This is a genomic window from Agromyces sp. CF514 (genome assembly GCF_900113185.1).
In the GTDB taxonomy this organism is placed as follows: domain Bacteria; phylum Actinomycetota; class Actinomycetes; order Actinomycetales; family Microbacteriaceae; genus Agromyces.
Genome location: NZ_FOZD01000001.1, coordinates 465726 through 485201 on the forward strand (window position 1 = coordinate 465726; position 19476 = coordinate 485201).

Consider the following 19476-nt stretch of genomic DNA (forward strand, 5'->3'; position numbering starts at 1 on the left):
CCGTTCTCGTGTCGCCGCCACGCGGTCGGCCGGTGGGGGTCAGCGCCCGCGGTTCTGGCGACGGACGCCGCGCGGCGCCCGCCCGCCGAGGAACGACTCCCCGGATGCCACGAGGAACCCGTTGCGCAGCGCCTCGCGCCCGATGAGCATGCGGAATCCCATCTCGTCGCGGTTGCTCAGCGTGACCTCCGCCTGCATCTCGCGGCCGAGCAGCACGATGTCGAGCAGCACCACGATGCGCTCCTCGGAGTGGCCCGACGAGCTGCGCACGGCCCGACGGTCGTGCACGCGCGACTCGACGACGACGGCGTCTTCGTCGGAGTTCTGCCACGGCTGCACCCCGAAGCGGACCCATGGCTCGCCGTCGCGCTCGAACTCCTCGACGTCGAACGCGTGCAGCGACGACGACCGTGCTCCGGTGTCGAGCTTCACCTTGATCCACTCGACGCCGATCTCGGGAAGGCTCGCCCACTCGCGCCATCCGGCGATGGTGCTTGAATGGTCTGGCTCTCTCATCTCGACCCATCATGGCAGGGGCTCACTTTGAAACTGGCGATTCTCTCGCGTGCCCCGCAGGCGTACTCCACCCAACGACTCCGTGCGGCGGCGCTCCAGCGCGGTCACCAGGTCAAGGTGCTGAACACCCTGCGGTTCGCGATCGACCTCGCCGGCGCAGAGCCCGACCTGCAGTACCGCGGTCGTCCGCTGAGCGACTACGACGCGATCCTGCCGCGCATCGGCAACTCGATCACGTACTTCGGCACGGCCGTGGTGCGCCAGTTCGAGCAGATGGACGTCTACACGCCGAACACCGCCAACGGCATCTCGAACGCGCGCGACAAGCTGCGCGCGAACCAGATCCTGTCGCGTCACAACATCGCGCTGCCGCCTACGTCGTTCGTGCGCAATCGCGCCGACGTTCGCCAGGCGATCGAGCTCGTCGGCGGTGCGCCCGTCGTCATCAAGCTGCTCGAGGGCACGCAGGGCATCGGCGTGATCCTCGCTCCCCAGGTCAAGGTCGCCGAGGCCATCATCGAGACGCTGCACTCCACGAAGCAGAACGTGCTGATCCAGAAGTTCATCGCCGAGAGCCGCGGCCGAGACATCCGTGCGCTCGTCGTCGGCGACCGCGTGGTCGCGGCCATGCGACGGGTCGCGAACGGCGACGAGTTCCGCTCGAACGTGCACCGCGGCGGCAGCGTCGAGCCGGTCGAACTGACGCCCGAGTACGAGCTCGCAGCCGTGCGGTCGGCGCAGATCATGGGGCTCAAGGTCGCGGGCGTCGACATGCTCGAGGGCAACGACGGCCCGCTCGTCATGGAGGTCAACTCGTCGCCCGGCCTGCAGGGCATCGAGACGGCCACGAACCTCGACGTCGCGGGCGCGATCATCGACTACATGGCCAATCAGGTCGCGTTCCCCGAGATCGACGTGCGCCAGCGCCTCACCGTCTCGACGGGCTACGGCGTGGCCGAACTGCTCGTGCACGGCAACGCCGACCTCGTGGGCAAGACGCTCGGCGAATCGGGCCTCTGGGAGCGCGACATCACGGTGCTCACGCTGCACCGAGGCACGAACGTGATCCCGAACCCGCGAAAGGGCGTGCTGCTCGAGTCGGGCGACCGCCTGCTCTGCTTCGGCCGCCTCGAGGAGATGCGGTCGATGATCCCCGAGCGCCGCAAGCGCCGCGCCAAGGTGCGCCGCCTGCCGAAGGAGCCCATCCCCGAGGGGTGAGCGAGCGGATGCCGGTGGCCGGCCTCGCACGCCGGCGTCGTGCCGCCGCGCGGTCGTGCCGCAGCCGCACGGGGCCCGAGTCGCTGCTCAGATCCCGCCGTCGATGGATCGCTGGTAGTCGGAGGGCTCCTCGGGCACGAGCACGGGCGTCTCGCGGTTGAGGCTCTCGCCGCGGAAGAACGCCTTCGCGCGCGGGAACATGAACCAGATCACCATGAGCACGACGCCGAGCGCGAGCGACCCGATGCCGATCACGAACGTTCCGCCGATGCCGAGCAGCACGGTGTAGCCGTAGTCGACGTCGAACATGTCGATCGCCGACTGCACGAACGCGTAGGTCAGCAGGAGCGCCCCGAGCAGCGGGAGCAGGCCCTTGTAGAAGAAGTTGCGCGCCGACGTGAAGAGCTCGCGGCGGTAGTACCAGACGCACGCGTACCCGGTGATGGCGTAGTAGAAGGCGATCGCAAGGCCGAGCGACAGGATGCTGTCCTGCAGCAGCGAGTCGCTGATGAGCGCCATGCCGACGAAGAACACGGTCGCGACGACGCCCATGACGAGCGTGGAGAACGACGGGGTCTTGTACCGGGGGTGCACCGTGGCGAACCGGCGGGGGAGCGCCTTGTAGGCGGCCATCGCGAGCGTGCCGCGTGCGGTCGGCAGGATGGTCGTCTGCGTCGACGACACGGCCGAGATGAGCACGGCGACCACGAGCATCCACCCGAACGGTCCGAGCAGGCCGTCCTTGATCGCGAGGAAGAAGTCGTCGGCGTTCGCCTCGTTGCCGAGCCCCGAACCCGACGAGCCGAGACCCGCGTACATCATGGCGGCGACGGTCACGCCGACGTAGGTGACGAGCAGGATGACGGTCGTGAGCAGCGCGGCGCGGCCCGGGATGCGCTTCGGGTCCTTGGTCTCCTCGTTGAGCGCGAGGCACGTGTCCCAGCCCCAGTAGATGAAGAGCGCGAGCAGCGTGGCCTCCACGAAGCCGTGCCAGTCGGTCAGGGCGAACGGGTTGAACCACTGCCAGTCGAACGCGGTCGCGCCGGGGGCCTCGCCCGAGAAGTACTGCCAGAGGGCGGCGACGACGAAGATCGCGAGTGCGACGTACTGGATGCCGAGCAGGATGTTCTGGATGCGCTCGCCGAGTTCGACGCCGCGCCAGCTGACCCAGGTCATCGCCGCGATGAAGGCGACACCCGTCGCCGTGACGACGACCGCGTTCTCGGCGAGCGAGCCGTCGCCGATGAGCGACCAGAAGTAGATGCCGGCGATCTGCGCCAGGTTGGCGAGCACGACCATGCCGGCCACAGCGACGCCCCAGCCGCCCATCCAGCCGACCCACGGGCCGAACGCCTTGGTGCCCCACGTGAACGTGGTGCCGCAATCGGGGATCTCGTGGTTGAGCTCGCGGTAGGCGAAGGCGATGAACAGCATCGGGATGAAGGCGATGACGAAGACGACGGGCGCCTGGGCGCCCGCGGCGAGCACGACGAACCCGAGGGTCGCGACGAGCGAGTAGACGGGCGCGGTCGAGGCCAGACCGATGACGGTCGACCCCCAGAGCCCGAGCGTGCCGACGGCGAGTCCCTTGCCGTCGGACCGGGACATGTCGATCGGTGTGGTCGGGGTTCCTGCAGCCATGTTCAGAAGCTAGGCTTGTCCGCCCGCGGCGGTCAAGGGCAGCGCCATACGGCCTGTCCTCGATTCGGCCGCATCCGCAACGGGTCGTCGGGCGGACGCCGGCGGGGTAACGTCGTGCGGTGCGCATCGCGATCGTCGGCGGAGTGCTGCTGCTCGTCGGAGTCGCGGCCGCGGTGTTCGGCGTGCTCCCGCCCGAGGCGGTCGCCGAGCTCGCGGGGCGCGTGCTGCCGATCCTCGCGTTCGTCGTCGCGGTCACGGTCGTGGCCGAGCTGGCGTCCGAGGCCGGCGTGTTCCGCGTGCTCGCCGAGCGGCTCGCGGCGATGGCCCGCGGGCGGGCGATCGTGCTCTGGCTGCTCGTGCTGGTGCTCGCGACGGCGTCGACCGTGTTCCTCTCGCTCGACACGACGGCGGTGCTGCTGACGCCCGTGGTCGTCGCGCTCGCGGCGCATGCGCGCATCTCGCCGATCCCGTTCGCGCTGACGACCGTGTGGATCGCGAACACGGGCTCGCTGCTGTTGCCCGTGTCGAACCTCACCAACCTGCTCGCCGCGGAGCACCTCGGCCTGCACCCCCTGCAGTTCGCCGCCATCACCGCGGCGCCGGCGCTGGTCGCGGTGCTCGTGACCGCCGTCGTGCTCTTCGCGACGAGGCCGAGGCAGTTGCTGGCGCGCTTCGAGCCCGAGCAGGCCGGGCCGCCCGACGACCCCGTGCTCTTCCGCATCGCGGCGATCACGCTCGCGGCGCTCGTGCCGCTGCTCGTCTCGGGCCTCGAGGTGTGGATCCCGGCGTCGGTCGCGGCCGCGGTGCTCGTCGTGGCCTTCGCGGTTCGGCGGCCCGGCGTGCTGACGGGATCGCTCGTGCCGTGGCAGCTCGTGGTGTTCGCGTCGGGGCTGTTCCTCTCGGTCGAGGCGCTGCACGCGGCCCGCGCGACCGACGTGCTCGCCGCGCTGGCCGGCACGGGCGAGGGCCCGCTCGAGCTGCTGCGGCTCGCGGGCGTCGGCGCGGCATCGGCGAACCTCGTGAACAACCTGCCCGCGTATCTGGCGCTCGAACCGTTCGCCGACGATCCCGTGCGGCTCGTGGCCCTGCTCATCGGCGTGAATGCGGGAGCGATCATCACGCCGTGGGGTTCGCTCGCGACGCTGCTCTGGCATCAGCGCCTCGTGTCGATGGGCGTCGAGATCTCCTGGCCGCGGTTCATGCTCCTCGGGCTGCTGCTGGCGCCGCTCGTGGTCGTGGCTGCGACGCTCGCGCTCGCCGCGACGAGCTGAGGCGGGAACGCAGGTCCGGTCAGGGCCGGGCGCGGAGCGCCGCCTCGACGAGTGCGAGGGCCGTCGCGTCGTCGAGGCCGAGCCGGTGCACACGGTCGGCGAACGCGATCGCGGCGAGCTGGGCCTGCTGCGTCGCCGGGTCGCCTGTCGCCGACACGAACGTGCCCGAGCGACCGCGGCCCTCGAGCACGCCGTCTGCCTCGAGCGCCTTGTACGCCTTCGCGACGGTGTTCACCGCGAGGTCGAGGTCGGCGGCGAGGGCGCGCACGGTCGGCATCCGGGTTCCGGGGGCGAGCGTTCCGTCGGTCACGGCCTCGACGATCTGCCGGCGCAACTGCTCGAACGGCGGTGCGGATGCCGCGGGGTCGATCGTGAGCCCGAGCGGGCCGCTCGCGGCATCCGTCATCGTCAGTCCCTGCTGCGGTTGACGAGGCGCGAGAGCACGATCGCGCTGCGCGTGTGGTCGACGTTCGGGGCGATGCGCACGCGCTCGAGGGCGTCTTCGAGCGAGGCGATGTCGCGCGCGCGCATGTGCACGATCGCGTCGGCGCTGCCCGTGACGGTGCCCGCGTAGACGACCTCGGGCACTCCCTGCAGGATGCGCTGGAGCTCGTCGGGGGCGACGGTGCCGCGGCAGAACAGCTCGACGTACGCCTCGGTCGACATGCCGTCGACGGTGGGGTCGACCTGGATCGTGAACGAGCGGATGACGCCGTCGGCGACGAGACGGTCGACGCGCCGCTTGACGGCCGAGGCCGACAGCCCGACCGACGATCCGATGTCGCCGTACCCCGCCCGAGCGTTCTGTCGGAGGAGGTCGAGAATGGCGCGGTCGAGGTTGTCCATCCTCGGAGTGTACGACGATCGGTTGCGCCTCGACAGGTGTCGACGCGGGAATCGTGCGCGCGAATCCGAAGTACGACCGTGTCGGCAGACCACGGCCGTCGCACGCGCGGATGTCGAGCGACCGGCGATCGCCTTCCGGAACGGTCGTAGGCTCGAATCATGAGCCCTACCTCGACCGTGCGCCTCGGCATCCAGGTGCAGCCCCAGCACGCCGAATACTCCGCGATCCGCGACACGGTGCTGCGGCTCGAGGATCTCGGTGCCGACATCGTCTTCAACTGGGACCACTTCTTCCCGCTGTACGGCGACCGCGACGGCCTGCACTTCGAGGCGTGGACCATGCTGGGCGCCTGGGCCGAGCAGACCGAGCGCCTCGAGTTCGGCACCCTCGTGAACTGCAACTCGTACCGCAACGCCGACCTGCAGGCCGACATGGCCCGCACGCTCGACCACATCAGCGCGAAGGGCGGCGAGGGCCGCTTCATCTTCGGCACCGGGTCGGGCTGGTTCGAGCGCGACTACGACGAGTACGGCTACGAGTTCGGCACGGTCGGGGGTCGCCTGAACGCCCTCGCCGGCGCGCTGCCTCGCATCGAGGCGCGTTGGGCGAAGCTGAACCCGGCGCCGACGCGCAAGATCCCCGTGATGATCGGCGGCAAGGGCGAGCAGAAGACCCTCAAGATCGTCGCGAAGCACGCCGACATCTGGCACTCGTTCGTCGCGCCGGCCGAACTCGGGCACAAGCTCGACGTGCTGAAGGCATGGGGCGACGAGGTCGGTCGCGACGTCTCGGAGATCACCGTGTCGAACGAGCTCGGGCGCGGCACCGCAGACCTCGAGCACGCCGACGCGCTCTACGACGCGGGCGTGCGCCTGTTCACGCTCGGCATCACCGGACCCGACTACGACCTCACGGCCGTGCGCGAGTACCTGGCCTGGCGCGACGCGAAGAACGCGCGCGCCGCCGCCTGAGCGCGCCACCTCGCCAGAACGGTGCGGCACGGATCAGAGCAGCTCGGATCAGTGCGGCTCGGTCGTGACGATCACGGCGCCGTCGGACATCCAGACCACCTCGAAGCGGGCCGCGTCTCGGTAGGCGACCACGTGGATGCCCGTCTCGGGGAACCGCCCCTGCTCGGTGCAACGGCTCTGGCCCCCCGCCGTCGCCGGGAACACGAGGACCAGGCAGGCCTCGCCTTCCCGGCGGGCCGCGAAGACGTCGGTGCCGTCGGGCAGGGTGAGCAGGAGCCGTTGCTGGAAGAACCCGTCGCGGGCCCAGGAGCGAGGCAGGGCGTCACCCGAGATCGACTCGCGGGTGAACACCGCCGAGGCCTCCGCGTCCGACACGCGCGGCAGCGACTCGAGGTACTCCGCGTAGGTGATGTCGGTCGGGGCCGGCGCCGCGCCGGGCGATGATCCGGGGTCGGGCCCACGGCCGCCGAGCATCCACCCGACGAGCACCCCGGCGGCCAGCGCGGCCGCACCGGTGACGATGGTCCAGCGCAGGCGCGACCGCGTGCGGCGGTCCCGCTCGGCATTGCCCGCGCCGCCGGGGAACGGCCCGCCGCCGGTCGGTCGGGCCGGCGGCGCGACGTCCGACGGCCCGGGGAGGTCTGCCGCCGACCCATTCGGCGGGTGCGCCGCGGAGTCCGCTTCGGCCAGCGCGCGTGCGGCGGCGGCCCGCTCGGAATCCGTCGCCCCGGAGCCGTAGGCGATGCGCTGCAGGCGGGCGAGGTCGAGTCGGTGCTGGTCCTCGTTGCCCACCATGGCGCCCTCCGTCGCCGCGATCGCCTGAGGGCGGCGTTCGGCGTGACGTCGGGTCTCCATTCAGGATCCCTCACGGCTCCGCCTGCGGCAAGCCTCGTGATCGGCCGTCCGCCCGGCGGCCCCCGCGTCGCCGCTCCAGTGGGGGCCCGCGACCGTCAGCGTCAGCGTCAGCGTCGGTGCGTCAGCGCCCGGTGACGGTGATCGACCCGTTCGACGTGGCGAGGTCGAGCGTGAACTCGCCGTCGGAGTCCTCGTCGATGTCGACGTCGACCGAGCCGTTCGACGTGTCGGTCGTGACTCGGTAGCCCGCGCCCTCGGTCGGCACCGCCAGGTCGATCGCGCCGTTCGACGTTCGCGCGTCGACGTCCTGCGGGGTCGCGAGTCGCAGGTCGACCGCGCCGTTCGAGGTCGACACCCGGATGCCGGATCCGGCGAGGCCGCGCCCCTCGACGCGCCCGTTGCTCGTCTCGGCTTCGATCGCACCGGACACGTCGTCGAGTTCGATCTCGCCGTTGGCGGTCGAGACGTCGACCGCGCCCACCGAGGTGAGTTCGATCGCGCCGTTCGTGGTCGCGCCGCGCACGTCGACGCCCGCCGGCAGGTCGATGGTGTAGTCGACCGTGCAGTTGCGCCCGCATCCGCTCAGCACGAGCACGCCGTCGTCGAGCTCGAAGGTCTCGCCGACGGTCCGCTCGCCCCGGTACGAGACCGTGCGCGAGACCTCGATGCCGGTGGCGTCGGCCGCCCCGCGCACGATGACGCTCCCGTCGGGCTCGTCGATCTCGATCGTGTGCACCGTGCCCTCGAGGGTCGCGTCGTCGCGGAACCGCTCGGGCGGCTGCAGGAGCCCGCATCCGCTGAGCACCAGCGCCGCGGCCGCGACGACGGCGCCGATCCCGATCGTGCGTGCTGTGTGGATCATGGTTCTCCCCCCACGGGCTGTCGCCCTGTCCCAGACGATAACGAGGCGTGCCTCTCGCCCGCACGGGGGCATGCCCCCGGGTCCGGACTCCGGCAGCCCCGCGCGAAGTCCTGTCGACGCAACGACCTGAGGTCTAGGCTGGCCCGCATGGGCAAGGTGACCGAACCTGCCCCGGGGGAGTACGGCCCGCCAGAGCCGTGGGTAGACGACGGCGGCGAGCGCGACACCCGGGGCGATCATGGCTTCTTCGGGCAGCCACGGCCGCTCGTGCACATCTTCGGGGTCGAGATGTGGGAGCGCTTCAGCTTCTACGGCATGCAGGGCATCCTGCTGCTCTACCTGTTCTACCCGGCCGACCAGGGCGGCCTCGGAATGGACAAGGCCGTCGCGACCGGCATCGTCGGCGCCTACGGCGGGGCGGTCTACCTCTCCACCGTGCTCGGTGCGTGGATCGCCGATCGCCTGCTCGGATCCGAGCGGGTGCTGTTCTTCAGCGCCATCGTCATCATGGCCGGGCACATCGGGCTCGCACTGATCCCGGGGTTCTGGGGCGTCGGCATCGGTCTCGTGCTGGTCGCCTTCGGGTCGGGCGGGCTCAAGGCCAATGCGACCACGGTGGTCGGCACCCTCTACTCGGCAAAGGACTCCCGGCGCGACGCCGGCTTCTCGATCTTCTACCTCGGCATCAACCTGGGCGCGTTCTTCGGACCCATCCTGACGGGCCTGCTGCAGAACACGTTCACCGCCGAGAACGGCTACCCGCCGGCGCTCGGGTTCCACCTCGGGTTCGGGCTCGCTGCGGTCGGCATGGCGTTCGGCCTGATCCAGTACTCGATCGGGCGCAAGGGGCTCCCGCCAGGGGCATCCGTGATCCCGAACCCGCTGCCCCGCTCGCGATTCGGGATCGCGATCGGCATCGCCGCGGCATCCGTCGTCGTCATCGTGGTGCTCGTGCTCGTCGGGTTCGTCACCGCCGCGAACCTCGTGACCTGGGTGATCGCCGGCACCGTCGTCGCCGCGATCTCGATGTTCGTCGTGATCCTCACGAGCAAGCACATCGAGCACGTCGAGCGCCGCAGGGTGTACGGGTTCATCCCCCTGTTCATCGCGAGCGTGGCGTTCTGGTCGCTGTACCAGCAGCAGTTCACGGTGCTGACGCTCTACTCCGACGAGCAGTTGAACCGCACGATCTTCGGCTGGGAGATGCCGGTCTCGTGGGTGCAGTCGATCAACCCGATCTTCATCATCATCCTGTCGGGCGTGTTCGCCGCGATCTGGACGAAGCTCGGCGACCGGCAGCCGTCGACCCCCGTGAAGTTCGCGCTCGGCACGGCGATCATGGGCCTGGCATTCCTGCTCTTCCTGCCGTTCGCCGACGGGGGCGCGAGTTCGACGCCGCTGCTCTGGATGGTGCTCATCCTGTTCGTGTTCACCATCGCCGAGCTGCTGCTCTCGCCCGTCGGCCTCTCGGTCACGACCAAGCTCGCTCCGAAGGTCTTCCACGCCCAGATGGTCGCGCTGTTCTTCCTGTCGGTCGCGCTGGGCACCGCGATCGCCGGACAACTGGGCGCGTTCTACACGCTCGTCAACGAGGCGACCTACTTCGGCGTGCTCGGCCTGATCGCCATCGTGCTGGGCGGTGCGCTGTGGCTTGCTCGCAAGCCCGTGCTCTCGCTCATGTCGGGCGTCCGCTGAGCGCGTTCCGGCCCTTCGGCCGCCGCCGGTTACGATGGGCGGGCGCAACCGAGGGGAGTCAAGGATGTCGCACGCCCTCGTCGTGATCCCGACGTACAACGAACGGGAGAACATCGCGTCGCTCGTGGCCCGCGTGCGCGCTGCGGTGCCCGCGGCATCCGTGCTCGTCGTCGACGACTCGTCGCCCGATGGCACCGGCTACATCGCCGAGGCGCTCGCCGCGGACGACGATGCCGTGCGCGTGCTGCACCGCACTGCGAAGGAGGGGCTCGGCGCCGCCTACCTCGAGGCGTTCGGGTGGGCGCTCGAGCGCGGCCACGATCCCATCGTGCAGATGGACGCCGACGGCTCGCACCTGCCCGAGCAGCTGCAGAGCCTGCTCGACGCGCTCGCGGTTCCGGATGCCGCGGGCAGGCCGGTCGACGTCGTGATCGGCTCGCGATGGATCCCGGGCGGCACCATCGAGAACTGGCCCCGCCACCGCGAGCTGCTCTCCCGGTGGGGCAGCGCGTACGCGCGCACCATGCTTCGGCTCTCGACGCGCGACGCGACCGCCGGATACCGGGTGTTCCGCGCGTCGGCGCTGCGCGCGATCCACCTCGACGACGTGCACACCCGCGGATACGGGTTCCAGGTCGACATGCTCTGGCACGCTCGCCAGGCCGGACTCGTCGTTGTCGAGGTGCCCATCACGTTCGTCGAGCGGGTGCACGGACGCTCCAAGATGAGCCCGTTCATCGTGGTCGAGGCCATGGTGAAGGTCACCGGGTGGGGCATCGCCGACCTGTTCCGGCGAACGCGCGGAGCCGACGTCGAGGCGCACTCCGCCTGACGCCCTCGCCGCTCCCGCTTGCGCCGCTCGCGCCGGCGGACGAACGGTCGCGTACCGCCGACGGACGAACGGTCGCGTACCGCCGACGATCGGTCGGGTGCACGGCCCACCGGTTCGCGATGGTTGAGGTACCACCTCGAAGGAGCGCCATGTCGACCGACACCGCCAGCACCGCCACGATCACCGGTTCCGCAGGTCGTTCCGAACTCGAACGCGGAGCGCCCGGAGCGCCCGAGGTCCTGCCCGGCGGGCCGTCGGGTCGGGCGAAACCGGCGTGGCCTGCGGTCGTATCGCTCGGCCTCGGCATCTTCACGCTCGTGGCCAGCGAATTCCTCCCTGCGAGCATGCTCTCCCCGATCGCGGCCGACCTCGGCGTCTCCGAGGGAACGGCGGGGCAGCTCGTGACCGCGACCAGCATCATCGGCATCATCGGCGGGCCGCTCGTCGTCTCCGGGCTGCCGAGGCTCGACCGTCGCTGGGTGATGGCCGGCCTCACCACGCTCGCCGTCATCTCGAACGTGCTCGTCGCGCTGGCGCCGGTGTTCGGGCTCATGCTCGCCTCACGCCTGCTGCTGGGCCTCGCCATCTCGGGCTTCTGGGCGATGTCGCTCGCGGTGACGGCTCAACTCGTGCCGGCCGAGCGGCTCGGGCGGGCGATGACCGTCGTGAACATGGGCGTCTCGCTCGCGACGATCGCGGCCGTCCCCGCGGGCGCACTGCTCGGCGAGCTGTTCGGGTGGCGCGCCGTGTTCCTCGGCGCTGCTGCGGCAGGGGTGATCGCGCTCGCCGTGCAGCTGACGACGCTGCCGTCCGTCCCGCCGACGGGTGCACCGGGATTCCGCACGCTCATCTCGACGGCCGCGCGCCCCGTGGTCGCCCTCGGCATCCTGTCGATCGTGCTCATCGCCGGCGGCCACTTCACCGGGTTCACCTACCTGCGACCGGCGTTCGAGAGCATCGGGGGATTCGACGCCGCCGTGCTCGCGGCGCTCCTCGCCGCATTCGGGCTCGCATCGTTCGCAGGCAACCTGATCGCCGGCCCGCTGGCCGACCGCCGGCTCATCGTGCTCGTCGTGGCTGCGCCGACCGCCATCGGCGCTGCGACCGTGCTCTTCGCGCTCGCCGGCGGGAGCCTCGCCGTCGCGGTCGTGGCGATGCTCGTCTGGGGCCTCGGGTTCGGCGCCGTGCCGACCATGGTGCAGACCTGGATCGCCGGGGTCGCCCCGGATCGGCTCGAGAGCGCCGGAGGCCTGGTCGTCGCCGCCTTCCAGGTCGCGATCACCGTCGGTGCAGCCGTCGGCGGGGCGATCGTGGACTCGGTCGGCGTGCAGGCGGCGTTCCTCGGCGGCGGGGTCGCGGCCGTGCTCGGCGGGCTCGTGCTCGCCTCGGCGCGTCACCGCCGGGTGTGAGGTTCGGCGGTCGCCGCGACGACGGGCGATCGCCGCCGGGCATGTCTGAGCGGATCAGGCGACGGACTGCAGCGCGGTCCGTCGCCAGTGGCTCGGGGCGACGCCGTTGTGGCGACGGAAGGCCCGGCTGAAGCCCGCCTCGCTGTCGTAGCCCAGCTGGAACGCGATGCCGCTCACGGGCAGGCCGTCGCGCAGCATCCGCTCGGCCCTGCCCATGCGGATGCGAGCGACGTAGCGCGCCGGCGTCTCGCCGACGGACAGCCGGAACTGCTCCGCGAACTGGGACCGCGAGGCGTGGGCGACGCGAGCCAGGGATTCGAGGGTCCAGGCCGCACCCGGGTCGTCGTGGATGGCCGCGAGCGCCAGCCCGACGCTCTGGTCGTCGGCCGCGGCGAGCCACGGCCTCGCGCTGCCGCAGCCGTGCTCGAGCCAGAACCTGACCGCGGCCGAGACGACCACGTCGGTGAGGCCGGCGATGACCGCGCCCGCGCCGGGTCGCGCATCGGACGCCTCGCGGTGCATGGTGTCGAGCAGTGCCGCGAATGCGGGTTCCTGACGCCGGAACCCGTACGACGAGAGCAGGGCGGGCATCGCCCGGGTCAGGGTCGGACGGGCGCCGAGGAGCGCGAGCGACGTGCTCAGCAGGATCGTCTCGTGCGTGGCCCGCACCCGCACGCGTCCGCCCCGCGGCAGCAGCGCGAAGTCGCCGCATCCGATGACGGAGGTGCTGCCGTCGTGCTCGAGCTCGACCGTGCCCGAGATCACGAAGTGGAACCTCGTCGACTCGTGCGCCTCATCACGGAGCTCGCCGGCGCGGAGGCGGCGGTGGGTGAAGTCCAGCACCGACCATCTCAGGTGCTCGATGAGGTCTTCGATCGTGCGCGCGTCATCGATCGACGACGGGCCGACCTGAGGATGCTCCGCGATCGTGCACATGAGAGGTGCAATCGTCGCGGGCGCGAGGATATTCCGGCGCCGCGAGCGGCGGCAGGACGGGCCCGATCAGCCGACCAGCAGCAGCGGGTCGGCGATGAGTCGCTCGCGCGCCTGCCGACGAGCGCCGACGAATGCGGCATCCGGCCCTCCGACCGCCCGTGAGAAGGCCGGGATCGCGCTGATCGCCCCGCCGCCCACCGTCGGGCGGTTGGCCTGCAGTGCGCTCTGGATGTCGCCGATGTGGCCGCCCCAGTAGCCGCCGACGACGACGACTGCCGGATCGAGCGTCGGCACGACGACCTGCAGGGTGCGGCCGATCCAGTGCGCGGCGTCGAGCCATGACCAGCGTGCGCGGTCCTCGGCCTCGGCGATGCGCAGCGTCAGCTCCTCGAGCGCAGCAGCGCGGCCGTCGGTTTCGGCGTACGTGGAGAGCCCCGCGCGTTCGAGCACGACGTCAGGTGCGGCGATCGTCGCGAGGCAGCCCTGCTGGCCGCATCGGCACCGCAGCCCGCCGGGAACGATCGGCAGGTGGCCGAAGGTCGCTCCCAGGCCGTGCGCGCCGTGCAGCGGGCGGTGCGCGGCGACGGCCGCCGCGGAGACGCCCGTGTCGCCGTCGAGGTAGAGCACGTCGCCGATGCCGGGCAGCGCCTCGAGCTCGACGCTCGCGGCGGCCGCCGCGGCTCGCACGAGCTGCATCGGCATGGGGAGTGCGGCCTCGACGGACTCCATCGCTGGCACCCTGGCGCGCAGTTCGCCGAGGACGTCGACGGGCTCGGCGCCGAAGCGCGGGTCGGTGATCACGACGGCGGGGGATCCGACGATCGCGCCGTCGACGAGCACGGTGAGGTCTGCGATGCGCTGCCCGGCGCGGTCGACGCGCGCGATCGCGCGGCTGATCACGGTGGCGAGCGAGGTCATCGGTCCGGCGGTCGTCGCAGCCGCCGCCCCGCCGGGTGCGGTCGGCATCCTCGCGCCTCTGGCCTGGGCCTGGGCCTGGGCTTGTGCCTGCGCGGCGGCCGGGGTCGGGGGCAGCGGCTCGGTGAAGCGCGCGGACTCGTCACCGGCGAGGCTCGCGACCGTGGCCACCGCCTCGTCGAGCGTGAGGCGGGCCGTGACGAGCACCCGGTCGCCGCCGGAGAGCGCGAGCGGCGTCGAGCGCCCGTCGCCGTGCGAGTCGTCGGACGGGCGGATCACGCCGGCGTCGAGCAGGCGCGCGGTCAGGCCCGCGATGGTGCCGCGGCCGAGACCCGTCGCGTTCGCGAGCTCGCTGCGGGTGGCCGAGCCGTGGGTGACGAGATGCTCGACGACGAGGGCGGACTGCTCGCGGTGGAGATCGAGTGGGCCGGTGATGGTGGGGACGGTCGGGACGGTCGGATCGCCGGGTGTCATGACGCAAGCATGAACCCGGCGGACCCGACGGTCACGTACCCCAACCGGGTGTCATCGCAACGGGAGCACCGAATCGTACGCGCCGGTCGCCTCGAACGAGGGCGTGTCCCACACCTTCGCGACCGGTGACGTGCCGCGGGCGGTCGACCAGCCCGGGTCGCCGACCTCGATGAACGCCACGGCGGCGGCGTGCACCTCGTCGGCCAGTGACTGCGGCGGGTTGGGCCCCGCGAGCGGCTCCATCGCGGGCCCGTCGAGGCAGTCGAAGAAGAACGGCACGTCGAGGCAGTGCTCGGCGAACCCGAAGCGGCCGGAGGGCCACGAGAAGCGGTACAGCCACGTCGGCGTCTCGCCGCGTGCCCCGACCACGTCGAGGATCGCGGCTCGGAACATGCGATCGCTGAGGAACCGCCCGGCGATGCGCGCCGTGCCCTTCGCCACCACCTCGGCGTTCGCCGCGAGGTACGGCCTCAGGCGCTCCTTCGGCATGCCGAGCTTCTTCAGCATGAACGACTTCGGGATCCAGCGGAGCTTCTTCTCGGCCTCGGCGAACGCCATCGTGAACTCGTCGTCGGTGGCGCCCAGCACGAGCGGCTTCGACGCGCCGACGCCCGCGGCGATCGACTCGAGCGTCGGGCGCAGGACGAGCTCGCCGTCGATCGTGGGGCCGAGCGGCAGCCCCTCCTCGATGATCGCGTTCAGGGCGTCGGGGCCGTTGAGTTCGGTCGCCTGCTTCTGCAGTTCGAGGATCCGCTCCTCGCTCACGCCCGAGAGTGCGGCACGCGTCGGCTCGACGCCTGCGGAGGCCGCGAGGGCGCGCCCGAACGTCTCGCTGCGCGCCGGCGTCACGTCGGCGAGCGCCCCCGAGATCGCGTAGACGCCGTGGAACAGGTGCTGTGCGGCCTCCATGCCGAGCAGGGTGAGCACGGCGCCGCCGCCGGCCGACTGGCCGGCGATCGTCACGCGCGAGGGGTCTCCGCCGAAGGCGGAGATGTTCTGCTGCACCCATTCGAGCGCGAGCAGCCAGTCCCGCACGCCACGGTTGCCAGGGGCATCCGAGATCCATCCGAAGCCGTCGAAGCCGAGTCGGTACGAGATCGTCACCGTCACGACGCCGTCGCGGTTGAAGTTGCGGCCGTCGTACCAGGCGCTCGCGGGCGAGCCGGCGAAGTAGCCGCCGCCGTGGATCCACACCAGCACGGGCAGGCCTTCGCCCTCGACGGGAGCCTCGGGCGAAGGGGTGAACACGTTGACGTTGAGCGTCGACTCGCCGGGAACGCTCGGCTCGGGGATGAGCGTCACGCCGGGGTCGCCGCGCTGCGCGGTCGGCGCGAACTCGAGGGCGTCGAGCACCCCCGCCCACGGCGCCTTCGGCACGGGCGCGGCGAAGCGCAGTTCGCCGACGGGCGCCTCGGCGAACGGGATGCCGAGGAAGGCCGCCGATCGCTCGGCGCCGCGGCCGCCGGTGGCGTCGCCCTCCGAGCGGATGGTCGGGCGCCACCGGCCGCGGACGCGGCCTGCGAGGGTGTCGACCTCGACGAAGCCGGAGAGCTCGGCGGCATCCGTCGTTCCGGGTGCGGAGGATTGGGCGGGGGTGTGCGACATGTCGGTGCTCCTAACGCACGCTCTTGATGGGGGACACGGCGATCGCCGCGATGAGGACGAAGACCATGGCGAAGACGAACAGCATCGGGTACCCGCCGAGCGAGCTGATGATCAGGCCGGCGACGGCCGCGCTCATGGCCTGCGGGATGTTGGTCGCGATGTTCAGGATGCCGAGGTCCTTGCCCGCGTTCGTGCCGCCGCCGGGCAGCACCTCGGTCATGAGGGCGGTGTCGACCGACATGTAGAACCCGAATCCGAAGCCGATGATGACGTTCATGAGCAGCATGCCGGTCATGTTCGGCATGAGCAACGGGAACGCGAGGCTCGCGACCATGATCGCCGAAGAGGCGTAGATGAACACCTTGCGCCGGCCGACCCGGTCGCTCCACCAGCCCGAGACGGCGACCGCGAGGAGGGTCGGAACGAGGCCCGCGAGCGTCAGGGTGACCTGGGAGGAGGCCGCCTCGGTCAGCGACATGCCGATGTAGTCGGTGAGGATGTACAGCCCGTACGCCGAGATGACGAAGTAGCCGAGCATGAAGAGGAAGCGTGCGGTGAACGCCCACGCGAAGTCGGGGTGCCGCCTGGGGTTGATCCAGAAGCCGCCGAGGAACTGCTTCCAGCTCCATGGCGCGACCGTCGCCTCCTTCGACGACCAGTCGCGGTCGATGACGACGTAGGCGATCGTCACGACGATCACGATGACGCCGAACACCGAGTAACCGACACCGAAGTTCGTGGCGAACTGGCCGGCGATGACGATGCCGAGGGTCGCGCCGATCTGCATGCCGAGGCCGAACACGGCGCTCGCGACACCGCGCCTGTCGCGCGGGAACCGGTCGGGGGTGATCGCCGACATCGGCCCTTGCAGGGCGTTCAGCGACACCTGGATGAGCACCCAGAAGACCGTGAGCCAGAGGATCGAGTCGAGGTAGCCCATGCCGAACAGCAGCACCCCGCCGATGAGCGCGCCGCCGACCATCCAGGGTGCGCGACGGCCGAACCGCGATCGCGTGCGGTCGCTGATCGCGCCCACGATCGGCTGCGCGAAGAGCGTGAAGACGAACGAGGTCGTGACGATGATCGCGAGGTTCGCGACCTTGTTCGCCTCGTCGATGAGGGCGACCTGGATCGGCAGCAGGATCGCGATGAGACCCGCGTAGGTGGCGAAGAGGGCGAGGGAGACCCCCATGAGGCCGGGCAGAGTGCGCTTCGTGGGCGGCGGGCTCGCGGGCGCCTCGCCCGGAACCGGTTCGGTCGCGGAGATCACGCCGGTGGGTGCGAGTTCGGCTGCGGGGTCGGGCAGCGGCGGTTGCAGGGACATTCGGGGGCTCCTCATCGTCGAGACGGCCTGGGTCGGGTGGCTGCCCGAGTGGAACCCGAGCGGCCTTCGGGATTCAGTCTGCTGTGTCGGACGGATAACTTCAAGTCGTGAACTATATGTCTGCTCGGGGGCGAGAACCCATCGCCCTCCGGCATCAGCCGCGAGCGAGCGCCACCGGGTCGGCGAGCAAGCGCGCCACGGCCGCCTGCTCGGCGCCGATGAGCGCGGCATCGCGTCCGAGGCGGCTGCCGACAACGGGCGGCGGCAGGACCGCGATGCCGGCGATACCGGGCTGGATCTCGGCGAGCCGCTCCGCCACGTCGTCGGCGAGCCGCGCGAGGTAGCCGCCCAGTACGACGAGCGCCGGGTCGACGGTGAGCACGACGATCTGGATCGCCCTGGCGAGCTCGATCGAGCCCGCGCGCCACGCCGCCGCCGCGGCCGGCTCCTCCGCGTGGATCCGGCGGACGAACTCGTCGAGCGCGGCCTCCAGGCCTTCGTCGCGCGCGAGGTCGCCCAGGCCCGCCGCCTCGAGCAGCACATCGGGTCCGGCCACCGTCACGAGGCATCCGTGCTGCCCGCACTCGCAGCGCACGCCGCCTGGCACGATCGGCAGGTGGCCCAGTGCTGCCGCCAGCCGATGCGTTCCGTCGAGCGGCGTGCCGCCCGTGATGACGGCGCCGCCGATGCCCGAGTCGCTCTTGAGGTAGACGAGCTCGGCCGGTCCGCCGGCCGCGGCGTGCTCGGCCAGCGCGGCGACGGCCGTGTCGGCGACGAGGCGCGCGGCACCGGCATCGCGGAGGGCGGCGAACCGCGCCGACCGCTCGCCGAGCAGGGTCAGCACGTCGACCGTGCCCCAGCCGAGGTCGGTGTCGGCGAGCACCAGCGCGGGTTCGCCGCCGATGGGCGCCCAGACGACGACGGATGCCTCGGCCACGGCCCGGCCGTCGAGGCGATCGAGCACGGCGTCGAGCGCCTCGGCCGCGGTGTCGAGTACGCGACCCGGATCGCCCATGGGGCGTCCGTGCCGCAGTTCGACCCGCGCGAGCCGCGTGCCGCCGAGCGTGCTCGCGACGGCGCTCGCGTGATCGGCGTCGATGAGCACGGTCACGAGGGCGAGGTGGTCGGCGGAGAGCGCGAGGAGGGTACGCGGACGCCCGCGGCCCTCGGGCGCGACGGACTCGGTCTCGTGCACGAGGCCGCCGCGTTCGAGCTCGCGCACGAGCGCGGTCAGCGAGCCCCGGGTGAGGCCCGTGGCATCCGCGAGGTCGCTCCGCGAGGCCTCGCCGAGCTCGGCCAGCTTCGTCGCGACGAGCGCGAGGTTGTGGCGTCGGACGTCGGCGCTCGCGAGCGAGCTCACGGTGTCGGCGTCGGTGCGGGCGTCGAAGCGGGTGCTGGTGCGGGATCCGCCGCCGCCGGTGCGCGGAGCTGGTCGACGAACGCCTCGATGTGCGCGGCCATGTCGACGTCGGGGTCGAGCAGCCACTGCGTCTGGAGGCCGTCGGCGAGGGCGATGAGGCTCGTCGCGGTGAGGTCGGGATCGACGTCGGCCGCCAGTTCTCCGGCCTCCTGGAGGCGGCGCAGCGCCTCGGCGCCGTAGCGGCGGAAGGTCTTCGAGCGGTCGACGAAGAACGCGTGCGCGGGGTGCTCGGGGTCGGTGGCGTCGGCCGAGAGGCGCGCGTAGAGCTGCACGAGGCCGGGCACGTCGGCGTTGTGCCGCATGATCGCGATGAAGCCCTCGATGAATCGCGCCTGGTCGAGCCGCTCGAGACGGGAGGCGAGGGTGCCCCCGGCGGCAGTGTCGTCGTGGGCCGGGGCGCCGGACTCGCCGCCCCACGCGACCTGGTCGGCCTCGTCGCGCTTGCGGAGGATCTCCTGGAACAGCTCGTCCTTCGAACTGAAGTAGTGCAGCAGTCCGGCCTGGCTGAGCCCGACGGCGTCGGCGAGCTCCTTCACGCTCGTGCGGCGGTAGCCGTTGCGCGCGATCACCTCGAGCGCGGTCGTCAGGATCTCCTCGCGCTTGGCGATGCCCTTCGCATATGAACCTCTACGTGCCATAGGGGAATGCTACGGATCTTCTTGCTTGCATTCCAAAACCGAGCGAA

General features: G+C 71.4%; 18 protein-coding genes. 6 read left to right on the forward strand and 12 right to left on the reverse strand.

The annotated features are described in order from the left end of the window. Positions 1 to 39: 39 nt before the first annotated feature. On the reverse strand, positions 40 to 516 hold the full coding sequence (locus BM342_RS02075) for an ATP-dependent zinc protease family protein (RefSeq protein WP_092963868.1): 477 nt from the start codon (positions 514 to 516) through the stop codon (positions 40 to 42). A gap of 27 nt (positions 517 to 543) precedes the next feature. Here BM342_RS02075 and BM342_RS02080 point away from each other — a divergent pair, with 27 nt between their 5' ends. Next, complete coding sequence (locus tag BM342_RS02080) at positions 544 to 1734, forward strand: RimK family alpha-L-glutamate ligase (RefSeq protein ID WP_092963869.1); 1191 nt, start codon at positions 544 to 546, stop codon at positions 1732 to 1734. Positions 1735 to 1821: 87 nt separating this feature from the next. On the opposite strand, the gene BM342_RS02085 is transcribed toward BM342_RS02080, so the two are convergent. Next, positions 1822 to 3375, reverse strand: coding sequence for an APC family permease (locus tag BM342_RS02085; protein WP_092963870.1), 1554 nt, complete (start codon positions 3373 to 3375; stop codon positions 1822 to 1824). A gap of 119 nt (positions 3376 to 3494) precedes the next feature. Here BM342_RS02085 and BM342_RS02090 point away from each other — a divergent pair, with 119 nt between their 5' ends. Beyond that, positions 3495 to 4646, forward strand: coding sequence for an SLC13 family permease (locus BM342_RS02090; protein WP_092963871.1), 1152 nt, complete (start codon positions 3495 to 3497; stop codon positions 4644 to 4646). A gap of 19 nt (positions 4647 to 4665) precedes the next feature. On the opposite strand, the gene BM342_RS02095 is transcribed toward BM342_RS02090, so the two are convergent. Further along, positions 4666 to 5052 carry a GntR family transcriptional regulator gene (locus BM342_RS02095; protein WP_092963872.1) on the reverse strand — a complete coding sequence of 129 codons (387 nt, stop codon included), beginning with the start codon at positions 5050 to 5052 and terminating at the stop codon, positions 4666 to 4668. 2 nt (positions 5053 to 5054) lie between these two features. Further along, positions 5055 to 5492: an Lrp/AsnC family transcriptional regulator gene (locus BM342_RS02100; protein WP_092963873.1), complete on the reverse strand. Its 438-nt coding sequence runs from the start codon at positions 5490 to 5492 to the stop codon at positions 5055 to 5057. A 159-nt stretch (positions 5493 to 5651) separates the two neighbouring features. On the opposite strand from BM342_RS02100, the gene BM342_RS02105 reads away from it, so the two are divergent. Beyond that, positions 5652 to 6464 carry an LLM class F420-dependent oxidoreductase gene (locus BM342_RS02105; protein WP_092963874.1) on the forward strand — a complete coding sequence of 271 codons (813 nt, stop codon included), beginning with the start codon at positions 5652 to 5654 and terminating at the stop codon, positions 6462 to 6464. A gap of 48 nt (positions 6465 to 6512) precedes the next feature. Here BM342_RS02105 and BM342_RS02110 read toward each other — a convergent pair whose 3' ends face one another. Both BM342_RS02110 and BM342_RS02115 read right to left on the reverse strand, forming a co-directional pair. After that, the gene (locus tag BM342_RS02110; protein WP_092963875.1) at positions 6513 to 7319 is read right to left on the reverse strand and encodes a hypothetical protein; all 807 of its coding nucleotides are present in this window, start codon (positions 7317 to 7319) and stop codon (positions 6513 to 6515) included. Between the two features lie 121 nt (positions 7320 to 7440). After that, positions 7441 to 8181 carry a DUF4097 family beta strand repeat-containing protein gene (locus BM342_RS02115; protein WP_092963876.1) on the reverse strand — a complete coding sequence of 247 codons (741 nt, stop codon included), beginning with the start codon at positions 8179 to 8181 and terminating at the stop codon, positions 7441 to 7443. Between the two features lie 147 nt (positions 8182 to 8328). On the opposite strand from BM342_RS02115, the gene BM342_RS02120 reads away from it, so the two are divergent. From BM342_RS02120 to BM342_RS02130, 3 genes are all read left to right on the forward strand, one after another. Further along, a complete protein-coding gene (locus BM342_RS02120) occupies positions 8329 to 9876 on the forward strand; it encodes a peptide MFS transporter (protein ID WP_092963877.1) in 1548 nt (515 codons plus the stop codon). A gap of 64 nt (positions 9877 to 9940) precedes the next feature. Beyond that, positions 9941 to 10708, forward strand: a complete 768-nt coding sequence (locus BM342_RS02125) for a polyprenol monophosphomannose synthase (protein WP_218154882.1) — start codon at positions 9941 to 9943, stop codon at positions 10706 to 10708. Positions 10709 to 10857: 149 nt separating this feature from the next. Further along, on the forward strand, positions 10858 to 12117 hold the full coding sequence (locus BM342_RS02130) for an MFS transporter (RefSeq protein ID WP_177232019.1): 1260 nt from the start codon (positions 10858 to 10860) through the stop codon (positions 12115 to 12117). Positions 12118 to 12171: 54 nt separating this feature from the next. Here the strand turns inward: BM342_RS02130 and BM342_RS02135 are convergent, their stop codons facing one another. From BM342_RS02135 to BM342_RS02160, 6 genes are all read right to left on the reverse strand, one after another. Then, complete coding sequence (locus BM342_RS02135; RefSeq protein ID WP_092963880.1) at positions 12172 to 13053, reverse strand: AraC family transcriptional regulator; 882 nt, start codon at positions 13051 to 13053, stop codon at positions 12172 to 12174. Positions 13054 to 13119: 66 nt separating this feature from the next. Next, on the reverse strand, positions 13120 to 14442 hold the full coding sequence (locus BM342_RS02140; RefSeq protein WP_092963881.1) for an ROK family transcriptional regulator: 1323 nt from the start codon (positions 14440 to 14442) through the stop codon (positions 13120 to 13122). Positions 14443 to 14493: 51 nt separating this feature from the next. Then, positions 14494 to 16047 (reverse strand): carboxylesterase/lipase family protein, encoded by a 1554-nt coding sequence (locus BM342_RS02145; RefSeq protein WP_092963882.1) that lies wholly within the window; start codon positions 16045 to 16047, stop codon positions 14494 to 14496. A 10-nt stretch (positions 16048 to 16057) separates the two neighbouring features. Continuing rightward, the gene (locus BM342_RS02150) at positions 16058 to 17371 is read right to left on the reverse strand and encodes an MFS transporter (protein ID WP_092963883.1); all 1314 of its coding nucleotides are present in this window, start codon (positions 17369 to 17371) and stop codon (positions 16058 to 16060) included. 154 nt (positions 17372 to 17525) lie between these two features. Further along, positions 17526 to 18731, reverse strand: a complete 1206-nt coding sequence (locus tag BM342_RS02155) for an ROK family transcriptional regulator (protein WP_092963884.1) — start codon at positions 18729 to 18731, stop codon at positions 17526 to 17528. Next, positions 18728 to 19429, reverse strand: a complete 702-nt coding sequence (locus BM342_RS02160; RefSeq protein ID WP_092963885.1) for a TetR/AcrR family transcriptional regulator — start codon at positions 19427 to 19429, stop codon at positions 18728 to 18730. The genes BM342_RS02155 and BM342_RS02160 overlap by 4 nt, the downstream gene beginning before the upstream one ends. Between the last annotated feature and the right edge of the window lie 47 nt (positions 19430 to 19476).

What these genes read in the sequence shown, in the direction of transcription:
- BM342_RS02160 (WP_092963885.1), bottom strand. Translation starts at nt 19,429, where the DNA reads ATGGCACGTAGAGGTTCATATGCGAAGGGCATCGCCAAGCGCGAGGAG.
- BM342_RS02150 (WP_092963883.1), bottom strand. Translation starts at nt 17,371, where the DNA reads ATGTCCCTGCAACCGCCGCTGCCCGACCCCGCAGCCGAACTCGCACCC.
- BM342_RS02125 (WP_218154882.1), top strand. Translation starts at nt 9,941, where the DNA reads ATGTCGCACGCCCTCGTCGTGATCCCGACGTACAACGAACGGGAGAAC.
- BM342_RS02120 (WP_092963877.1), top strand. Translation starts at nt 8,329, where the DNA reads ATGGGCAAGGTGACCGAACCTGCCCCGGGGGAGTACGGCCCGCCAGAG.
- BM342_RS02100 (WP_092963873.1), bottom strand. Translation starts at nt 5,492, where the DNA reads ATGGACAACCTCGACCGCGCCATTCTCGACCTCCTCCGACAGAACGCT.
- BM342_RS02075 (WP_092963868.1), bottom strand. Translation starts at nt 516, where the DNA reads ATGAGAGAGCCAGACCATTCAAGCACCATCGCCGGATGGCGCGAGTGG.
- BM342_RS02135 (WP_092963880.1), bottom strand. Translation starts at nt 13,053, where the DNA reads ATGTGCACGATCGCGGAGCATCCTCAGGTCGGCCCGTCGTCGATCGAT.
- BM342_RS02145 (WP_092963882.1), bottom strand. Translation starts at nt 16,047, where the DNA reads ATGTCGCACACCCCCGCCCAATCCTCCGCACCCGGAACGACGGATGCC.
- BM342_RS02115 (WP_092963876.1), bottom strand. Translation starts at nt 8,181, where the DNA reads ATGATCCACACAGCACGCACGATCGGGATCGGCGCCGTCGTCGCGGCC.
- BM342_RS02085 (WP_092963870.1), bottom strand. Translation starts at nt 3,375, where the DNA reads ATGGCTGCAGGAACCCCGACCACACCGATCGACATGTCCCGGTCCGAC.
- BM342_RS02130 (WP_177232019.1), top strand. Translation starts at nt 10,858, where the DNA reads ATGTCGACCGACACCGCCAGCACCGCCACGATCACCGGTTCCGCAGGT.
- BM342_RS02110 (WP_092963875.1), bottom strand. Translation starts at nt 7,319, where the DNA reads ATGGAGACCCGACGTCACGCCGAACGCCGCCCTCAGGCGATCGCGGCG.
- BM342_RS02105 (WP_092963874.1), top strand. Translation starts at nt 5,652, where the DNA reads ATGAGCCCTACCTCGACCGTGCGCCTCGGCATCCAGGTGCAGCCCCAG.
- BM342_RS02095 (WP_092963872.1), bottom strand. Translation starts at nt 5,052, where the DNA reads ATGACGGATGCCGCGAGCGGCCCGCTCGGGCTCACGATCGACCCCGCG.
- BM342_RS02140 (WP_092963881.1), bottom strand. Translation starts at nt 14,442, where the DNA reads ATGACACCCGGCGATCCGACCGTCCCGACCGTCCCCACCATCACCGGC.